Source organism: Acidovorax sp. (assembly GCF_027492855.1).
Lineage (GTDB): Bacteria > Pseudomonadota > Gammaproteobacteria > Burkholderiales > Burkholderiaceae_C > Acidovorax.
The window spans coordinates 28,989-46,783 of sequence record NZ_JAPUDY010000040.1 but is presented as its reverse complement, the minus strand read 5'-3'; the positions used below and the strand labels follow the sequence as shown (position 1 = coordinate 46,783).

The following is a 17,795-nucleotide window of genomic DNA, read 5'->3' as shown; positions in this document are numbered from 1 at the left end:
TTACTTGCTCCCGAACAGGCGTTTGAAGAAGCCGGGCTTTTCGGCATCGATGAAACGCAACGGCTTGTCGGTGGCGCCCAGGAAACGGTCGATCACATCCTTGTAGGCCTCGGACACATCCGTGTCCTTGGCGTGGATGGCGGGCGTGCCCTGGTTGGACGACTGCAGCACCACTTCCGACTCGGGAATCACACCGATCAGCTTGATGCGCAGGATGTCCTGGATGTCTTCCAGGCTCAGCATCTGGCCGTCCTGCACGCGGCTGGGGTTGTAGCGCGTGATGAGCAGGTGCTCCTTGATGGGCTCGCCACCGTCGATGGCGCGTTTGGTTTTGCTGCCCAGCATGCCCAGGATGCGGTCGGAATCGCGCACGGACGACACCTCAGGGTTGGTCACCAGCAGCGCCTCGTCGGCGAAGTGCATGGCCATGAGGGCGCCGCTCTCGATACCGGCAGGCGAATCGCACACGATGTACTCGAAGTCCATCGCCGCCAAGTCCTTGAGCACTTTTTCGACGCCCTCTTGCGTCAGGGCGTCCTTGTCGCGTGTCTGGCTGGCGGCCAGCACGAACAGGTTGTCGCACTGCTTGTCCTTGATGAGGGCCTGGTTCAGGTTGGCCTCGCCATGGATCACGTTGATGAGGTCATACACCACGCGGCGCTCACAGCCCATGATGAGGTCCAGGTTGCGCAGGCCGACGTCAAAGTCGATCACGGCGGTCTTGTGGCCGCGCAGGGCGAGGCCGGTGGCAAAGCTGGCACTGGTGGTGGTCTTGCCCACGCCACCTTTGCCGGAAGTCACGACGACGATTTTGGCCATGTGTTGCTGATTCTCTGTGGGGTTGATACGAATGGAAAATGGCGTCAGGCAAGCGGCTCGATGAGGAGCTTTTCGCCGTCAAGCCGCACCTGGGCCGGTTTACCGCGCACCTCGGCGGGCAACTCGGTCTCGGTGGTGCGGTAGATGCCTGCAATGGAGACCAGCTGCGGCTCCAGGCAGGTCGAAAAAATGCGGGCCTCGGTGTTGCCGCGCGCACCGGCAATGGCACGGCCGCGCAGCGGGGCATAGACGTGGATATTGCCGTCGGCAATCACCTCAGCGCCAAAGCTCACCACGGCCATCACCACCAGGTCGGCGCCGCGCGCATAGACCTGCTGGCCCGAGCGCAGGGGTTTGTCCACCACCACGGCGCCAGGGCCGGGCATGGGCACTTCGCGCACTACTTCGACCTCGACCTCGCGGATCACTTCGCGCACTTCAGGAGCCTGCGCTTCAGCGCGGGCGGGCGGCGCATCGGGCGCGGCGGTCAGGCCGGCGGCACGCGCGGCATCCATCTGGGCGGGGCTGCCGCCGCGCACGGCCACGGGCAGGGTGTTGTGGCGGCGCAGTTCGGCAGCGATGGCGGCAAAGTCGATGGCCGCCTCGGCCTCGCGCACGGCGGCCAGGTCGATCAGCACCGGATCGTTGTCGAAAAAACCGGGGGCATCGGCCACGCGCTCGGCCAGGTCAGCGCCAAACTGCGCGGCGTCGGTGGTCTTGAGCACCACGGCCACCACGGGCAGCGAAGCGCTTTTGAGGTCAAAGCTGGTGCGGGCCTGGGCCGCCGTCGTAAGGGCCATGAATCGGGAGCAATGGAAAGGAGCGCGGGAACCTGTCCCGGAAGGCGCAAAGTGTACCGTGGGCCTGTGTAAGAACGTGTTTTAGGCCCTACACGGTCAGAACGCGCGCGCAGCGGGCGCGGCCAGCGTGCGCAAAGGTGTGATGTCCTGCAGGCTCCACAGGCGGCGCCCGCCGCTGATCCAGCCCTTGGCCTGCCATTCGGCCAGGATGCGGTTGAGCGTTTCCGCGCGAATGCCCAGGTGCGCTGCAAGGTGGCGCTGGCTGGTGGGCAGTTCGATGTCCTGCTCCTCTCCCAGCCGTTCGGCCAGCGTCACCAGATAGGCCGCCACGCGCTGCTGGGCGCTGCTGCTGGTGAGCCAGTCCACCTGGTTCACCCGCTTGTACAGGCGCAGGCTGAGCGACTCCAGCAGCCGCAGGGCCAGTACGGGGTGGCGCTCGCAGGCTTCGCGTACCGCCCTGCGGGAAAAGCGCCAGACCTCCGTATCGCCCTGCACGCGCGCCGTCATCGGATACAGGCCATGGGGCATGAACATGGCCGCCTCGGCCACCATCTCGCCCGCCTCGAAGCAATGCAGCATGCGCTCGTCGCCCGAGGCGTCGTAGCGCAGCACCTCGATAGAGCCCCGCACCACAAGCATGCAGTGGCGCGCCTCGTCCCCTTCATAAAACAAGGTGTCGCCGCCCCCGTACCTGCGGTACACGGCGTCGGCCGCCAGGGTGGCCAGCACCTCGCGCGGCAATCCGGCCAGCAGGTGCGCGGCCGCCAGCAGGTCTTCCACCGCCGCCGCCGCGCGCGGGCCAGGAGATCGCACAACCCTCCGTTCGATCGATACGGCGTTGATAAAAGTCATTTTCAATTCCTCTTTCAGCAGGCATTCTCCACTAATACGAATAAATCTCATTCATTTTCTTGTAAATTCGCCATGCCACCCCATTTCACCTTCCGTCGCACGGCTCTGGTTGCCGCACTGGCTGGCGCCTTTGTGTCGCTGCCCGCCTCCGCCCAATCCACCAGCCCGCAGGCCGCCGAGTTGCCCGCCGTGACGGTGCGCGCAGACACCACCACCAATGCCTCGCCAGTGCGGTCCTCGGTAGCGGCGGAGCGCCAGCGCCTGGCCCGCGTGCCGGGCGGCACCAACCTGGTCGAGCCCCAGAAGGAAACCCGCCTGGCCACGCTGCGCGACGCGCTCGACTACCAGCCGGGCATCGTGATCCAGGACTTCTTTGGCGGCACCGACCAGCCGCGCCTGTCGATCCGCGGCTCGGGCATCCAGAGCAACCCGGTGAACCGGGGCGTGCTGCTGCTACAGGACGGCCTGCCGCTCAATGAGGCCGACGGCTCTTTCATCATCGGCCTGATCGAGCCGCGCAACGCTGCGCTGGTGAGCGCCCGGCGCGGCGCCAACACGCTCACGCCGGGGGCGACCACGCTGGGCGGCGAGCTGGACTTCCAGTCACTCACGGGGTTGGACGAGCGTGGCCGCGTACGCGCCGAGGCAGGCAGCTTTGGCCGCGAGGGGCTGCAGGCCGCCGTGGGCTCACGCGGCGAGCAATGGGACGCGCGCCTGAGCGCAAGCCGCGACCGCCTTGACGGCTACCGCCACCATTCCGCCTCCAGCCGCGACGCGGTGCACGCCAACATCGGGTTCATGGGCGATGGCGGTTTTGAAAACCGCACCTTCGTGAGTTGGACAGACCTGGCATTCCAGATCCCCACCGTGGTGCCCAAAGACCGCATCTCCTCCAACCCGCGCGGCGTGCTGGGCGACGGCAACACGCCCCAGGACCAGCTCCTGAACGTCTACAAGCGCGACCCGCGCCGCGAGGCCACGCAACTGCGCCTGGCCAACCGCTCGCGTTGGGGCAGCGAGGCCCTGCGCCAGGAAGTGGGCGTGTACTGGCAAGACACGGACGACATGTTCAACAACCAGACCAGCCACACGGTCAGCAGCACCCGCACCACCGGCGCGCAGTGGCAGGCCAGCGGCCGCCCGGCGGGCGAGGCCGGGCCGCTGGGCTGGCGCACGGCCTTGTCGTGGTCGCGCAGCAACATGGACCGCGACCTGTACGCCAACAACCCCGCCAACGGCACGCGCCTTCAGCGTTTTGGCGCCTACGACCTCACCGCAGACAACCTGCAGGCCCTGGCCGCCGCCGACTGGCGCATGGCGCCAGAGTGGACGCTGGTCGGCCACCTGCAGTGGAGTCGCCAGTCGCGCGATGCGGCCAGCCGCACCGGCGGCGCTGGGCTGGACCAGCAATGGACCTTTGCCACGCCCAAGGTGGGCGTGAACTGGAACCCCACGCCCACCACACGCTGGTGGGCCAACCTGAGCCGCAGCCAGGAGGCGCCGACGTTCTGGGAAGTCCTGAGCGCCACCGTGGCCCCCAACAACCCGGCCACGGCCCGCAGTGAACTGATCCGCCTGCGCATGCAGCGCGCCACCACGGCCGAGCTGGGCGGCGCGGGCCGCTGGGGCGATGGCACGGGTGCGGTGCATTGGACCGCTGCGGTCTACCGCAGCCAGGTGGCCGACGAACTCATCAGCACCACCGACGCCGACGGCATCAAGGTGGGCACTTACAACTACGCGGGCGGCACACGCCACCAGGGCGTGGAAGCGGGCCTGTCGGGCACCCTGCCCCTGGCCATGGGTGCGCTCGACTGGCGCGGTTCGTGGACGTACAGCGATTTCCGCTTCAAGGGCGGCGAATACGCGGGCAAGCAGATCGCGGGCGTGCCACGCCACCTCATCAACGCCGAAGTACTGTGGCGCGTGGGGGCCTGGCGCTTTGGGCCCAACCTGCGCTGGCTGCCCACCAGCACGCCCACCGACCACGCCAACACCGCAGGCGCCGAGCAGGACGCCTATGCGCTGCTGGGCATGAAGCTCGAATGGCGCAACGGCCCCTGGGCCGCCTACCTGCAGGCCGAGAACGTGACCGACCGCCGCTACGCCAGCAGCTACGCCATCCGCAACCGCGCCACGGCCGCACAGCCGGGCTACCTGCCGGGCCTGGGCCGCAGCTTTGCGGCCGGTGTCAACTACCAGTTCTGAGGGGAGCGCCGCCATGACCTCCTCCTTGGGTAACCTGCGCCGCCGCCAGTGGCTGGCAGCAAGCGGCGCCCTGGCGCTGGCCGGGTCCACATGGGCCGCGCCGCCCGCTGCAGCAGCAGCTGCAGCCGCAGGCCGCCTGCCACGGATCGCGCTGGCCGGGCCGCCTGCCATCGTCTCCGCGCCGCTCATCCACATGGCCGAGACGAACGCGCTCGGCGGCATCACCGAGCACACCACCTTCACCCTGTGGCGCGACCCCGACCAGCTGCGCGTGATGGCCCTGGGCCACAAGGCCGACGTGCTGGCCATGCCGAGCAACGTGGCCGCCAACCTCTACAACCGGGGCGCGGGCGTGACGCTGCTGAACATCGCCACCTGGGGCGCGCTGTGGATCGTCACGCGCGATGCGCAGCGCAAGGCGCTTGCGGACTTCCGCGGCGAGGAGATCGCCGTGCCGTTTCGCGGCGACATGCCCGACCTGATGCTGCAGCTGCTGGCTGCCAAGCAGGGGCTGGACGTGCGGCGCGACCTGCGCGTGCGCTACGTGCCCACGCCCATGGAGGCGATGCAGTTGCTCATCACGCGCCGGGTATCCCACGCACTGCTGTCCGAGCCCGCGGTATCGATGGCGCTGCGCAAGACGCAGTCGTTTCCTGTGGGCCTCATCGCACCCGAGTTGCACCGGGGCGCCGATCTGCAGCAGGAATGGGGCCGCGTGTTCCAACGCCCACCCCGCCTGCCACAAGCGGGCATCGCGGCCGTGGGCGCGGTGCGTGGGCAGCCCGCCGTGCTGGCCGCCGTCAGCGAGGCCTACGCACGCTCGGTGGCGTGGTGCCGCGCCAATCCACAGGACTGCGGACGCCTGATGGCGGCACGCATTGACCTGCTCACGCCCGAGGCCGTGGCCGACGCCATCGCCACCAGCCAACTCGACGCCGTGCCCGCCCAAGCCGCGCGAAGCGACATCGCCTTTTTCTTCGAACAGCTCTACGCGCGCGACCCGGCTTTGCTGGGCGGCAAGCTGCCCGATGCCGGTTTCATCCACTCCCCCGCCCAGCCCCACGCCAGCCTTGCAGCGCCCGCGTCCAGCCACTGCGGTTCTTTCGCTTCTTTGCAAGGACATTCTTCATGCCACAACGCCATCGCCTGAACGCGCTGCTGCCCGCCCTGCTGGCCACGCTCGCCCTCTCCCCTGCCGCTGCCCTCGCCGCTGGGGGTGGAGAATTCGCACTCACCCCTGAGCAGATCACCTGGCAAGAAGGCAAGGCCGTTCAGAAGGCTGAGGTACACGCCGACCCCGCGTACCACGTGGTGACGCGGCGGGTGCGCATCCCCGCCAACACCGAGCTGCCGCCCCATGGGCATGAACGCGGCTACCGCCTGGCCACCGTGGTCAGCGGCACGCTGCTGCTGGGCTTTGGCGACCGCTTCGACGCCGCCGCGCTCAAGACACTGCCACCCGGCAGCGTGTTCTCGGAGCACGCCGGGCACAAGCACTTTGCCCGCACGCTGAAGGAACCCGTGGTTTTGCAGCTCACCGAAATCCAGCCTCCTGCGGCCCAGGAAAAGCGCCCATGAACCGATCCTCCATCCATCTCGCGCGCCTGAAGCCCCTGGCCCAGGCCGCCCTGCTGCTGTGCGCTGCGGGCAGCGCCGCCGCGCAAACCGCCACCCCACAGACCGCGACTGCGGGCACGCTGCCATCGGTCACCGTGACTGCCACACTGGCCGAGCACGAAACACGCACCGCGCCCGCCAGCGTCACCGTGATCGACCGCGAGGAGCTGGAGGCGCGCAACGCCTCCGACCTGCTCGACGCGGTGCGCGGCGCGCCCGGCCTCACGCTCTCGCCGCGCCAGGTCGGCGGGCGCAAAACCCTCGCGCTGCGCGGCCTGGAAGGCAAACACACGCTCACGCTGATCGACGGGCGGCGCATCAGCGCCTCGGACGACGTGGTGGGCCACTCCGACTACCAATACGGCTGGCTGCCCATGTCGGCCATTGAGCGCATCGAAATCATCCGGGGGCCTATGTCGGCGCTCTATGGCTCCGAGGCGCTGGGTGGTGTGGTCAACATGATCACGCGCCAGCCCAAAGACCGCTGGATCGGCTCGGTCGGCATCACGGGCAGCAACCCCACCAGTTCGAGCGAGGGCGAGCCCACGGGCAAGGCCTCGGTATTTGCCGCCGGACCGGTGGGTGAGCGCCTCACGCTGCGCGTGAACGGCGAGGTCTCGCACGCTGCCCCCGTGGCGGACCGCAAGGACCCACGCGTTTCCGAGATCGAGGGCCATCACTCGCAGGCCGGGGGCGTGAGCGCCCGCTTTGCCATCACGCCGCAACAGGCCCTGGAGGCGGGCTGGACGGGCAACAACGAGCGCCGCTTCTACGACACCACTTCCACCACCAAGGGGGCCTACCGCAGCACCTACGACATCGACCGCACACAGATCCATGCGGGCTGGGAGGGGCGCTTCGACCAGTGGCGCGGCCGCGTGCGCGCCTACCGCAGCGAGATCGACATCACCAACTCGGCCAGCAAGGGCGTCACGCCCACGCGGCCGCAGAACATGACGGACGATGTGCTCGACGGCCACGCCAGCTTCAAGCTCGGCGCCCACCAGCTCACCGTGGGCGGTGAGTGGCGCGATGAAACCCTGCGCAACGCGGGCCTGAAAAACGGCAGCGACTCGGCAACGCACAAGGCCTTGTTCGTGCAGGACGAGCTGGCACTGGGCCAGTCGCTCATGCTCACCGCAGGCCTACGCGCCGACAACCACCAGATCTTCGGCAGCGAAGTCAGCCCGCGCGCCTACCTGGTGTGGGAGGCCAGCCCGGCGCTCGTGGTCAAGGGCGGCTTCGGCCATGCGTTCAAGGCGCCCACGCTCAAGCAGATCTCGCCCAACTATGTGGGCTCCGAAGGGCCACACACCTTTGCGGGCAACGGCAACATCAAGCCCGAGTCGTCGAACTCGTTTGAAGTCGGCGCCGACTGGCAGGCCGCGCCCGGCTGGTCGCTGCGCGCCACGGCGTTCAACACCGAGGTGAAAGACCTCATCACCTACCGCCTGGTGCGCACCGAGGGCATACGCCGCTTCTACCAGTACGACAACATCAACGCAGCGCGCATCCGGGGCCTGGAGGCAGGCGTGGTGTGGGACATGGCGCGCCATTGGACCTGGAGCAACGACATCACGCTGCTGAACACACGCGACAAGACCACCGGCAAGCGCCTGGCCGACCGGCCTTCGAACAGCTTCACATCGCGCCTGGAGTGGAAGGACGCCACGGGCTGGAGCGCCCGCGTGTCGGCCGAGTTCATCGGCAGCCAGACGGCGACCGATGGCAAGGGCCTGCCTTCCTACGCGCTGTGGAGCGCCAGCGTGGGCAAGCAGATCGCGCTCAGCGGAGAGCGCAAGCTGATGCTGCGAGCCGGGCTGGACAACATCGGCAACGTGAACCTGGCGGAAAAGTCCGCCAGCTTCGGTTATGCCGAGCGCGCCCGGCGCCTGTTCGCCAGTGCGCGCATGGACTTCTGAGGGGCCAGCGCTCGGAAACCTGAACTGAACCACCCCCAGCCTCTTCTCTGGTGGGGACGCGCGGGCCGGGGTGTGGTGCAGGGCTTTGAAATGCTATTAAAACAATAGCTATTAGCGCTTTGTCAATAAGCGCAAGAGGCAGATTTGATTCAAATAACCATTGCACGCACCGTGTATTCGCTGCGCCGCTGGCTGGCCCTGTGCCTGCTGGCGTTTTTGCCTTGGGGCGCTGCGCAGGCGGCGTCGGTGCTGTTCATCGCCACCTCCAACGTGCCAGCGGGCAAGTTCCGCCAGCTCGCCGAGATCGCCCGCCCGCACGGCATCGAGGTGCAGATGCGCTACCTGAACAAGATCCCGGCCGACGCTGATGCCGGGCTGTTCCAGGGCCAGGACATGGTGTTCTTCGACACCTACCAGCAAGACAGCGTGCGCCAGCACCTGGCCCGCGCACTACCGGGCCTGCGCGCCCCGCACGCCTGGCTTTACGACGTGCGCCCGGCCTGGGGCGGCGGCCTGGCCGAGCCGATGGCGCGGCGCCTGGCCGACTACTACAGCAACGGCGGGCGGCAGAACTTCGAGGGCTTCTTCGCCACGCTCGCGGCCCATCTGCGGGGCCAACCCGCACAGGGCGTGCCCGACCCGGTGATCTTCCCCAAGACAGCCGTCTATCACCCCCGCGCACCGGGCCTGGTGTTCGCCGACCCGCTCGCCTACCTGCGCTGGGCGGGTGTCGACCCTGCCGACGCCAAGCGCCGCCCCGTGGTGGCGCTGGCCGTGCACCAGCAGTACATCGCCTCGATGCAAAGCGAGTACATCGACGACCTGATCGCGCGCATCGAAGCCAGCGGCGCCGTGGCGCTGACCTTCTATGGCCCGATGATGGACACTGGCGCACTCGACCGCATGCTGCGCCCGGGCGGCACGGCCCTGGCCGACGTGCTCATCAACACGCAGATCATGCTGCTGCCCGAGATGCGCCGCGCCGAGTTCGAGCGCCTGGGCATCCCCGTGCTGCAGGCCATGACCTACCGGCGCGGCGATGCCGCCCACTGGCAGGCCAACCCCCAGGGCGTGCCGCTGATGGACGTGCCCTTCTACCTCGCGCAGGCCGAATACGCGGGCGTGACCGACATCCAGGTGGCGTCGGCCGCAAGCGCGGGCGACGGCCCCATCGCCGCCATTCCCGCGCAGGCCAAGGCTGTGGTCGGCAAGGCGATGCGCCTTGTGGCACTGCAGCGCAAGGCGCCGGGCGACAAGCGCCTGTCGGTCTTCTTCTGGAACTATCCGCCGGGCGAGAAGAACCTCTCGGCCTCCTTCCTCAACGTGCCGCGCAGCCTGCAGACCACGCTGGCTGCGCTGGCGGCCCAGGGCTACGACACCGAGGTGCCGTCCGAGCCCGAGCTCATCGGCAAGCTGCAGCGCCTGCTCGCGCCCGCCTACCGCGCGGGTGAGCTCGAACCCCTGCTGCGCGACGGCCTGGCCGCCACCGTACCCCTGGCGCGCTACCGCGCCTGGCTGGCCCAGCAGCCCGCTGGCGTGCAGGCCGCGCTGCGCGAGCGCTGGGGCGAGCCCGAGGCATCGTCGATGGTCTTGGGCCAAGGGAACCAAGCCGTGTTCGTGGTACCGCGCCTCATGCTCGGCAAGATCGCCATCCTGCCGCAGCCGCCACGCGGCGAGAAGTGGGAACCCAAAGAAAAAGCGCTCTACCACTCCAGCAGCGCCTGGCCCTCGCACTACTACCTGGCCGCCTACCTGTGGGCGCGCGAGCAGCAAGCCAGCGATGCGCTGGTGCACTTCGGCACCCATGGCAGCCAGGAATGGCTGCCCGGCAAGGAGCGCGGCCTTTCGGTGTTTGACCCCGGCATGCTCGCCGTGGGCGACCTGCCCGTGGCCTACCCCTACATCGCCGACAACATCGGCGAAGCCCAGCAAGCCAAGCGCCGGGGCCGCGCCGTCATCGTCAGCCACCAGACGCCGCCGTTCAAGCCCGCAGGGCTGCACCAGGTGCTCACGCGCATGCACGACCTGCTGCACGCCTGGCTGGCGCAGGACGAGGGCGTGGTGAAAGAAAAGCTCAAGGCCGACCTGCTGGCCGCCACCGCCAAGGAGCGCATCGCCCTCGACATGGGCTGGACGGGCGAGCGCGCACGCGCCGAATTCCCCGCCTTCGTCGATGTGCTGCACGCCCACCTGCACGAGCTGGCCGAAACCGCCCAGCCCCTGGGCCTGCACACCCTGGGCCGCGCACCCGAGGCCCAGCATCGCCTGGCCACCGTGCTGCTGATGCTGGGCCGCCCGTTCTGGGAGGCCGCCGCACTGCACGCAGGCACCCCCGCCGCCGACGTGGACGAAGCCCTGCTGGCCGACTACAGCCAACTGCCCACCACGGCGCCGTACCGCCTGCTGCAGCGCCATGTCGTGGAAGGGCAAAACACGCAGGGCCTGCCGCCCACGCTGCGCGAAGGCCTGGCCAAGGCCCGCGCCTGGCATGCCGCCATCGGCGCCGACAACGAACTGCCCGCGCTGCTGACCGTGCTGGCGGGCCGGCACCTTGCCACCTCCTACGGCGGCGACCCGATCAAGAACCCCGACGCCTACCCCACGGGTCGCAACCTCTACGGCTTCGACCCCTCGCGCGTGCCCACGCAGCAAGCCTGGGCGGCAGGCAAAGAGGCTGCCGAGCAGCTCATTGCCGAGCACCGCCGCCAGACCGGCAAGCAGCCCGCCAAGCTGGCCGTGTCGCTGTGGTCGGTGGAGACCATGCGCCACCAGGGCCTGCTCGAAGCGCAGGCCCTGTGGCTGCTGGGCGTGGAGCCCGTGTGGGACGAGGGCGGCCGCGTCACGGGCGTGAAGCTCGTGCCGCGCAGCACGCTGGGGCGCGAGCGCGTGGACGTGGTGCTCTCGGCCACGGGCCTGTACCGCGACCACTTCCCCAACACCATGAAGATCCTTGCCCAGGCCGCGCAACTGGCCGCGCAGGCCCAGGGGCCGGGCGACGAGGCCAACCCCGTGGCCGCACACACCCGCGCCATCGCCGCGCGCCTGCGTGCCCAGGGCATGCCCGAGAAGGCTGCGCAGGCGGCGGCGGAAACACGCATCTACTCGTCCGAATCGGGCAAATACGGCACCGGCCTGGACGACGCCACGCTCGCCACCGACACCTGGAAGGGCAAGGCCGAGGGCGACCGCAAGCTCGCGCAGCTCTATCTCTCGCGCATGCAGTTCGCCTACGGCGCCGATGAATCGACCTGGGGCAGCCTGCAGGGCAGCGGCTTCAAGGGCAAGGACGGCCAGCCGATCAACCTCTACGCCGAGCACCTGCGCGGCACCGAAGGCGCGGTGCTCTCGCGCAGCTCCAACACCTACGGCATGCTCACCACCGACGACCCGTTCCAATACCTGGGCGGCATCGGGCTGGCCGTGCGGCACCTCGACGGCAAGGCGCCGCAGCTCTACATCAGCAACCTGCGCGCGACCGGCAATGGGGGCAGCGGGCGCGTGGAAGGCGCGGCGCAGTTCCTCGCCAAGGAGCTGGCCACGCGGCAGTTCCACCCCGGCTACATCAAGGGCCTGATGGACGAGGGCTACGCCGGCACGCTGCAGGTGCTGGACGCCACCAACAACTTCTGGGGCTGGACGGCGGTGGCGCGCGAGATCGTGCGCGACGACCAGTGGCAGGAGATGGTGGACGTGTACGTGCGCGACAAGCACCAGCTCGGCCTGAAACGCTGGTTCGAGGCGCACAACCCACACGCGCTGGCGCAGAACATCGAGCGCATGCTGGAGGCCGCGCGCCAGGGCTACTGGCAGGCCGACGCTGCCACCGTGGCCGAGCTCAAAGACCGCTGGCGCGACCTGGCCCAGCGCTTTGACGTGCGCACCGACAACACCGCCTTCCAGCGCTACGTGGGCGCGGGGCAGAGCGCTGCGGGCTTCGGCCTGGCGCCGGGGCAAGCGCCCGCTGGCGCGCCGGCCGCGGCACCTGCGCCCCCAGCCACCGAAGCCGCCCCCGCAGCGCCGCCCCCGCCGCCGCCTCCACCCCCCATCAGCGGCATGCGGCTGGACAAGGTGGCCGAGCAGCCCGACGCGCCTGCACTGCCCCCGCTGCAGACCCTGCTGGTGGCACTGGTGCTGGGCGCTGCCATGCTTGGTGGCGGCTGGTGGCAGCGCAGGCGTGGATTCAAACAAAAACAGCTTTTCCGCAATACAGATAAGCGCTGGTAGCTAGCAAACAAATAGCAAACACAGCGCCATCCTTTTGCACCCCATGTTCCCCCCAACCCAGGAGTTTTCGTGTGAGCCATTTGCTTGAGTCCCTGATGTACCAGGCCAGCCAGGTCTTTCTGCTGCCCACCCTGTTGGCCATCACGGCACTGTTTTTGTATGCCTTTGTGCTGCTGGGCATGTTTGCCGTGCAATGGCGGCAACGCCAGGCCAGCAAAAAAGAGGCGTCCATGCGCGGCCACAGCCTGCTGCAATGGGCGCAGCGCCACCCCGACGCCAGTGCCGACGAGCTGGATGTGAAAGCCCACCAATTGCTGGAGCTGCCGCGCATCGCCACCCGCGTGGCGCCTATGCTGGGGCTGATCGCCACCATGATCCCCATGGGGCCCGCGCTCAAGGGCCTGTCCAGCGGCAACCTGGGCCAGGTGTCGGACAACCTGGCCGTGGCCTTTGCTGCGGTGATCCTGGCGCTGATCGCGGCGGCCATCACCTTCTGGGTGGTCTCCGTGCAGCGGCGCTGGCTGGCCGAGGAACTGGTGTGGCTGCAACGCCATGGCGTGCGCACCCCGGCGGCGGGCCACATGGCCGAAGCCGGGAGCGAGGCATGAAGTTCCTCGACGAAACCGAGGCCGACGACCCCATCTTGTCGGTGGTCAACCTCATCGACGTGTTTTTGGTGATCATTGCAGCTTTGCTCATCACCGTGGCCAAGAATCCGCTGCTCAGCCCCTTCTCCAAGCAGGACGTCACCGTGATCACCGACGCGGGCAAGCCCACGATGGAGGTCATCCAAAAGCGTGGCGAGAAGATCGAGAAATACAAGGCCAGCGGCGAGATCGGTGAAGGCGACGGCGAGAAGGCCGGGGTGGCCTATCGCATGAAGGACGGCTCCATGGTTTACGTCCCCGAAACCGGTGCCGCTGCCGATCCCGCAGCAGCCCCGCAGGGCCCGCGCTGATGGTGTGGCGGCTGCTGCGCGGCGTGCCCGCCTACCTGTGGAGCGGCTGGGGCGCACTGGCCAGTCTGCTGCTGTTTGTGGCGCTGTGGGACATTGGCGCGGGCGTGTACGGCCCGCTGATCCTGCCCGATCCACTCACCACCTTTGCCACGCTGTGGCGGCTGTGGGAGTCCGGCGCGGCCTGGCCCGAGCTGGCCACCACCGCGCGCCGCGCCTTGCTGGGCCTACTGCTCGCGGCGGGCGTGGGCAGCGCGCTGGGCCTGCTGGCAGGCCTGTCGATGACCGCCTCGATGATGGCGCGCCCCTGGGTCACGCTGATGCTGGGCATGCCACCCATCGCCTGGCTGGTGCTGGCCATGTTGTGGTTCGGCGCAGGTGACGGCACGCCCGTGTTCACCGTGTTCGTGGCGTGCCTGCCGGTAGTCTTCATCGGCGCACTGCAGGGCACGCGCACGCTCGACCACCACCTGAAGGACATGGCCCGCGCCTACCGCCTGCCCTGGCGCATGCGCTTGTTTGATTTGTACCTGCCACACGTGGCGGCCTACCTGTTTCCGGCCTGGATCACGGCACTGGGCTCGTCGTGGAAGGTGGCGGTGATGGCCGAACTGCTGGCCACCAGCGACGGCGTGGGCGCGGCCCTGGCGGTGACGCGATCGCACCTGGACACCAGCGCATCGCTGGCCTGGATCTGCGCCGTGGTCGGCAGCCTGCTGGTGCTGGAGTACGCGCTGCTGGAGCCCCTCAAGCGCGAGCTGGAGCGATGGCGGGGCGCAGGAACCTAGCGCTCTCGGCATTCAGAAAAACACAAACCCCATGACGACCCCCACCCCACCCGCCCTGCAGATACGCGGGCTGCACCATGCCTTCGGCCCCACCACCGTGCTGGCCGGTATCGACCTTAACCTGCCCGCAGGCCGCACCGTGGCCCTGGTAGGGCCGTCCGGTTGCGGCAAGACCACGCTGCTGCACCTGTGCGCCGGGCTGCTCGCGCCGCAACAGGGCCATATCCAGCATAGTTTCGCGCAGCCTGCGGTGATGTTCCAGCAGCCCCGGCTGCTGCCGTGGATGGGCACGCTGGACAACATCGCGCTGGGCCTGAAGGCGCTGGGCGTGCACCGCGCTGCCCGTCACCAGCGCGCCACCGAGGCAGCGCTGGCGATGGGGCTGTCCGCCACCGCGCTCCGGCAGTTTCCGGCCGAACTGTCGGGCGGCATGCAAAGCCGCGCGGCCCTGGCGCGTGCGCTGGTGCTGGTGCCCGACCTGCTGCTCATGGACGAGCCCTTCAGCGCCCTCGACGTGGGCCTGCGCAGCCAACTGCACCAGTTGCTGCTGGCACGCCAGGCCGCGCTGGGCATGGCCGTGCTGCTCATCACACACGACCTGATGGAGGCCGTGCGTCTGGCCGACACGGTGCTCGTCATGGCCGCCGCGCCGGGGCGCATCGTGGCGCACTACACCCCGCCGCTGGCCGCGCTGGCCCGCGACGACGCCCTGGTGTACCGCTGCACGGCCGAGCTGCAGCAGCACCCCGCCGTGCGCGCGGCGTTTGGCCTGCCCGAACCCCATGGCAACACGCCCTCCGTAGCGCCAGCCTCCGTGCTGGGCGGCTGGCAGCCGGTGGCGCAGGCCCCGGCAACACAAGAGGCCGATGCATGCTGAAGCGCCCACCATCTTCTTCACGCGGCCTTCCCTGGCAGGCCGCGCACCCGGTGTGGATGTGTGGCATGCGCCCTTTCTTCTTGCTGGCCATGGGCTCGGCCCTGGGCCTGGTGCTGTGGTGGCTGCTGGTGCTGGGCGCGGGCCTGCCGCCGCCGCCCGTGGCGGGTGGCCCCATGGTGTGGCATGTGCACGAGCTGGTGTTTGGCTTCGCGCTGGCGGCGGTGGCGGGCTTTGCGCTCACCGCCATCCCCGAGTTCACCGGTGCACCCGGCGCCACGCGTGGCCAGTTGCGCGCCCTGGTGGCGCTGTGGCTGCTGGGGCGCGTGGGCTTCTGGGGCTCGGGCCTGGCCGGTGCACCCGCGCTGGTGCTGGCAGCGTTGGCGCACCTGGGCCTGCTGCTCGGGCTGGCCGCCGTGCTGGCACGGCCCCTGTGGGCACCGGCGGGGCGGCGCCACGCGGCATTCTGGTGGGCGCTGCTGGCGCTGGCTGTGGCCGTGGCGGGCTTTTATGCCGACGCGCTGCGCGGCCTGCCGAGCCTGCGCTGGCTGCACCTGGCCTTGGGGCTGTTGATGCTGCTGATCGTGGTGGCGATGAGCCGCATTTCCATGCGCATCGTGAACCGCGCCATTGAGCAGGTCACACCCAGTGCGCCACCTTATCTTGCACGGCCACCCCGGCGGCACCTGGCCACGCTGTGCATCGCGCTGTACACCGCCGCCGAGTTTCTGCAGCCCGGCACGCAGTTGGCCGGGTGGCTGGCGCTGGCGGCCAGCGCCTCGGTGTTCCACCTGATGAGCGACTGGCATGTGGGCCGCGCGCTGCTGCGGCGCACACCGCTGATGCTGTATGCGGTGTATGCCTGCATGGCGCTGGGCTACGGCGCGCTGGGCCTGGCCCATCTGGGCGCGGGCGGTGCACCGGGCGCCGGGCGGCACCTGCTGACCATGGGCGCGGTGGGGCTGAACATCTTTGCGGTGATCTTCATCGCCGGGCGCGCCCACTGCGGCCTGCCACCCGACACCAGCCGCTGGATTCCGCTGGCCGCCGCCGTGCTGCTGTTGGCCACGGCGGTGCGCGCGGGCGCCGCCTGGTGGGGCGGCGGCCCGGCGTGGCTGATGGCGGCAGGCCTGGGCTGGTGCGCGGCGTTCGCGGTGCTGCTGTGGCGCATCGGCCCAGCGCTGTGGCGCGCCCGGGCCGATGGCCGAGAGGGGTGCGAAGGGCCTTGATACAGAGAGCACCTTAAGAACGTGTTGAGGATCTTTTCGGGGCCACGTCCAGTGCTGCAAACAGCGACGTTGTCCCATGGCGTTTGTAGTCGTGCAGTCGTGCGTGTGCGTGCTCGGCTTGCCAAACGTCAGCGGCAACCCCGGCTGGTCTGCTTGAACGAGCTACCTCCAAACTTGTCTACGGTCAGTCGGCCTTCATCAGATGCTTGGCCAGTGCGTGGTAGGCCGGCAGCGAAGTGGGGTCGATATTGGCATTGGCGGCCAGTGGGTGGGATGCAAAGCGTGCAATCACCATCTCGGCTTTCGGGTCGATGTAGAGGGCCTGCCCGTGGATGCCACGGGCCGAGTAGGCACCGTGCTCGTTGTGTGACACCCACCACATGTCGCGGTAGGTCCAACCGGGCAGTGTGGTGTAGCCCGCCTTGGCAAACTCGGCCTTGCCGCCACCGCCTCGGATGTCATCCACCACTGCTTTCGGCACAATCTGCTGGCCGTTGTACCGGCCATCCAGGCGCATCATCTCGCCAAAACGGGCCATGTCGCGCGCAGTCAGGTTGAAGCCGCCACCGGCGAATTCGTTGCCGCCCGTGTCAACCATCAGGTATGCCTCGCGCTCCACACCCAGCTTGCTCCAGATCCGTTCGCTCAGGGCCTGACCGACGGTCTGTCCGGTGGCGCGGCGGATCAGCCAGCCCATCAGCTCGGAGTTGGGTGTCTTGTAGGTGAATGCTTCTCCGTGTTCGCCCTCCTTGACCAGGGTCTGCAGATATTCGTAGAAGTTCTGGGGGCCAGCGTAGCCAGGGGGGCGCGGGAACATGCTGCCGGCGCGGGCGTACGCCCAGACATCGGCCTTGGGGTCGGCGTAGTTTTCGGAGTATTTGAAGCCGGTTGTCATGTCCAGCACCTGGCGCACAGTGGCATCGCCAAAAGCAGAGTCCTTCAACTCGGGGATGTAGCGGCTGACCGTGGCCTTGGGATCCAGCTTGCCTTCTTCGACAAGCATGGCGCCCAGCGTGCCAAAGAACGACTTGGTGACCGAGTTGGAGATGTGCTGCGTGGCAGCGGTGTTCACGCCAAAGTACTTCTCGTAAACGATCCTTCCCTTGTGCAGCACCACGATGGAATCGGTGTAGTTCGCATCCACCGACTGTGCCCAGGTCATGGGCGTAGTCTGGCCCAGGGGCGTGAAGCTCACACCATCAAGGTCCGTGCGTTCGGCATGTGGCAACGCGGCCACCGGGCCCTCGCCACGCGCCACGTTGGTGCTGGGAATGATCTGGCGCATGTTCGCAAACGACCACCGAATCTGTGGGAAGCGGAAGTGCGAGAGATCGGCCAGCTTGACCATCTTGTCCGGTGGCGGTGGCGAGCCCACCATCCAACCCATCTTCACCGGGTCGGAGTCGGCCGGCGAGAGCGGCTTGGGAGGCGTCTGGGCTTGTGCCACCAACGCCGTGGCCATAAGGGCCGCTGCGGCAATGCCGCGCACAGAAAAGCTGGGGTTCAT

Annotated in this window: 14 protein-coding genes; 10 read left to right on the top strand and 4 right to left on the bottom strand. The window is 68.6% G+C overall.

Features of this window, described 5'->3' with window-relative positions; all coding sequences use genetic code 11:
• The 3 genes from minD to Q0105_RS07510 form a co-directional block, all read right to left on the bottom strand.
• Window positions 1-819: a septum site-determining protein MinD gene (minD, locus tag Q0105_RS07520; protein ID WP_298210360.1), complete on the bottom strand. Its 819-nt coding sequence runs from the start codon at window positions 817-819 to the stop codon at window positions 1-3.
• Window positions 820-863: 44 nt separating this feature from the next.
• Window positions 864-1,619, bottom strand: a complete 756-nt coding sequence (gene minC / locus Q0105_RS07515; protein WP_298210358.1) for a septum site-determining protein MinC — start codon at window positions 1,617-1,619, stop codon at window positions 864-866.
• Between the two features lie 96 nt (window positions 1,620-1,715).
• Entirely contained in the window at window positions 1,716-2,471 is a 756-nt protein-coding gene (locus tag Q0105_RS07510; protein ID WP_298210356.1) for a Crp/Fnr family transcriptional regulator, read from the bottom strand.
• A 72-nt stretch (window positions 2,472-2,543) separates the two neighbouring features.
• Between Q0105_RS07510 and Q0105_RS07505 the strand changes: the two genes are divergently transcribed.
• The 10 genes from Q0105_RS07505 to Q0105_RS07460 all read left to right on the top strand — a co-directional run bounded on the left by Q0105_RS07505 (window position 2,544) and on the right by Q0105_RS07460 (window position 16,288).
• Window positions 2,544-4,679: a TonB-dependent receptor gene (locus Q0105_RS07505; RefSeq protein WP_298210354.1), complete on the top strand. Its 2,136-nt coding sequence runs from the start codon at window positions 2,544-2,546 to the stop codon at window positions 4,677-4,679.
• A 13-nt stretch (window positions 4,680-4,692) separates the two neighbouring features.
• On the top strand, window positions 4,693-5,829 hold the full coding sequence (locus tag Q0105_RS07500; protein WP_298210351.1) for an ABC transporter substrate-binding protein: 1,137 nt from the start codon (window positions 4,693-4,695) through the stop codon (window positions 5,827-5,829).
• Window positions 5,808-6,257, top strand: coding sequence for a cupin domain-containing protein (locus Q0105_RS07495; RefSeq protein WP_298210350.1), 450 nt, complete (start codon window positions 5,808-5,810; stop codon window positions 6,255-6,257). The genes Q0105_RS07500 and Q0105_RS07495 overlap by 22 nt, the downstream gene beginning before the upstream one ends.
• Window positions 6,254-8,218, top strand: coding sequence for a TonB-dependent receptor (locus Q0105_RS07490; protein ID WP_298210347.1), 1,965 nt, complete (start codon window positions 6,254-6,256; stop codon window positions 8,216-8,218). The genes Q0105_RS07495 and Q0105_RS07490 overlap by 4 nt, the downstream gene beginning before the upstream one ends.
• Window positions 8,219-8,362: 144 nt before the next feature.
• Complete coding sequence (cobN, locus tag Q0105_RS07485; protein WP_366145916.1) at window positions 8,363-12,442, top strand: cobaltochelatase subunit CobN; 4,080 nt, start codon at window positions 8,363-8,365, stop codon at window positions 12,440-12,442.
• A 71-nt stretch (window positions 12,443-12,513) separates the two neighbouring features.
• Complete coding sequence (locus tag Q0105_RS07480) at window positions 12,514-13,050, top strand: MotA/TolQ/ExbB proton channel family protein (RefSeq protein WP_298210345.1); 537 nt, start codon at window positions 12,514-12,516, stop codon at window positions 13,048-13,050.
• Window positions 13,047-13,400 carry a DUF2149 domain-containing protein gene (locus Q0105_RS07475; protein ID WP_298210344.1) on the top strand — a complete coding sequence of 118 codons (354 nt, stop codon included), beginning with the start codon at window positions 13,047-13,049 and terminating at the stop codon, window positions 13,398-13,400. Before Q0105_RS07480 ends, Q0105_RS07475 begins: the two co-directional genes overlap by 4 nt.
• On the top strand, window positions 13,400-14,185 hold the full coding sequence (locus Q0105_RS07470) for an ABC transporter permease subunit (RefSeq protein ID WP_298210342.1): 786 nt from the start codon (window positions 13,400-13,402) through the stop codon (window positions 14,183-14,185). The genes Q0105_RS07475 and Q0105_RS07470 overlap by 1 nt, the downstream gene beginning before the upstream one ends.
• A 31-nt stretch (window positions 14,186-14,216) precedes the next feature.
• Window positions 14,217-15,062 carry an ATP-binding cassette domain-containing protein gene (locus Q0105_RS07465; protein WP_298210341.1) on the top strand — a complete coding sequence of 282 codons (846 nt, stop codon included), beginning with the start codon at window positions 14,217-14,219 and terminating at the stop codon, window positions 15,060-15,062.
• On the top strand, window positions 15,056-16,288 hold the full coding sequence (locus Q0105_RS07460) for an NnrS family protein (RefSeq protein ID WP_298210339.1): 1,233 nt from the start codon (window positions 15,056-15,058) through the stop codon (window positions 16,286-16,288). Before Q0105_RS07465 ends, Q0105_RS07460 begins: the two co-directional genes overlap by 7 nt.
• A 184-nt stretch (window positions 16,289-16,472) precedes the next feature.
• Here the strand turns inward: Q0105_RS07460 and Q0105_RS07455 are convergent, their stop codons facing one another.
• Complete coding sequence (locus Q0105_RS07455) at window positions 16,473-17,750, bottom strand: serine hydrolase (RefSeq protein WP_298210443.1); 1,278 nt, start codon at window positions 17,748-17,750, stop codon at window positions 16,473-16,475.
• Window positions 17,751-17,795 lie beyond the last annotated feature (45 nt).

What these genes read in the sequence shown, in the direction of transcription:
- Q0105_RS07455 (WP_298210443.1), bottom strand. Translation starts at nt 17,750, where the DNA reads ATGGCCACGGCGTTGGTGGCACAAGCCCAGACGCCTCCCAAGCCGCTC.
- Q0105_RS07500 (WP_298210351.1), top strand. Translation starts at nt 4,693, where the DNA reads ATGACCTCCTCCTTGGGTAACCTGCGCCGCCGCCAGTGGCTGGCAGCA.
- Q0105_RS07465 (WP_298210341.1), top strand. Translation starts at nt 14,217, where the DNA reads ATGACGACCCCCACCCCACCCGCCCTGCAGATACGCGGGCTGCACCAT.
- minD (WP_298210360.1), bottom strand. Translation starts at nt 819, where the DNA reads ATGGCCAAAATCGTCGTCGTGACTTCCGGCAAAGGTGGCGTGGGCAAG.
- Q0105_RS07495 (WP_298210350.1), top strand. Translation starts at nt 5,808, where the DNA reads ATGCCACAACGCCATCGCCTGAACGCGCTGCTGCCCGCCCTGCTGGCC.
- Q0105_RS07460 (WP_298210339.1), top strand. Translation starts at nt 15,056, where the DNA reads ATGCTGAAGCGCCCACCATCTTCTTCACGCGGCCTTCCCTGGCAGGCC.
- minC (WP_298210358.1), bottom strand. Translation starts at nt 1,619, where the DNA reads ATGGCCCTTACGACGGCGGCCCAGGCCCGCACCAGCTTTGACCTCAAA.
- Q0105_RS07510 (WP_298210356.1), bottom strand. Translation starts at nt 2,471, where the DNA reads ATGACTTTTATCAACGCCGTATCGATCGAACGGAGGGTTGTGCGATCT.
- Q0105_RS07505 (WP_298210354.1), top strand. Translation starts at nt 2,544, where the DNA reads ATGCCACCCCATTTCACCTTCCGTCGCACGGCTCTGGTTGCCGCACTG.
- Q0105_RS07470 (WP_298210342.1), top strand. Translation starts at nt 13,400, where the DNA reads ATGGTGTGGCGGCTGCTGCGCGGCGTGCCCGCCTACCTGTGGAGCGGC.
- Q0105_RS07490 (WP_298210347.1), top strand. Translation starts at nt 6,254, where the DNA reads ATGAACCGATCCTCCATCCATCTCGCGCGCCTGAAGCCCCTGGCCCAG.
- Q0105_RS07475 (WP_298210344.1), top strand. Translation starts at nt 13,047, where the DNA reads ATGAAGTTCCTCGACGAAACCGAGGCCGACGACCCCATCTTGTCGGTG.